Origin of the sequence: Chromohalobacter sp. HP20-39 (assembly GCF_033052815.1) — a bacterium.
Lineage (GTDB): Bacteria > Pseudomonadota > Gammaproteobacteria > Pseudomonadales > Halomonadaceae > Chromohalobacter.
Genome location: NZ_JAWHTP010000662.1, coordinates 1 through 274, shown reverse-complemented (window position 1 = coordinate 274; position 274 = coordinate 1). Strand labels below are relative to the sequence as shown.

General features: G+C 59.9%; 1 protein-coding gene. It reads right to left on the bottom strand.

The window, feature by feature from the left end:
* Positions 1 to 243 (bottom strand): transposase (locus tag RVY79_RS19600; RefSeq protein ID WP_317466244.1); only part of this gene is annotated, 243 nt, incomplete at its 3' end.
* Positions 244 to 274: the final 31 nt, after the last annotated feature.

Genomic DNA, 274 nt, shown 5'->3' with positions numbered 1-274 from the left:
ACGGGCCGTGTCACCCGCCAGGCGGCGTTTGCCGGCCTCCAGAAACTCCTTCGACCAACCGTAATACATCGAGGCGGCAATGCCTTCGCGGCGGCACAGCTCGGAGATGTTCTCCTCGCCGCGCAGTCCTTCCAGCACGATACGGATCTTCTCTTCCGCCGAATACTGCCGACGCGTCTGCCGCCGGATATCTTTTAGCACTTGTTCTGCGGGCGCTTTGCCCAGTTCGGATTTCTGCTTCATCTTCGCTCCTGACGGCTACGATGAACCAGAA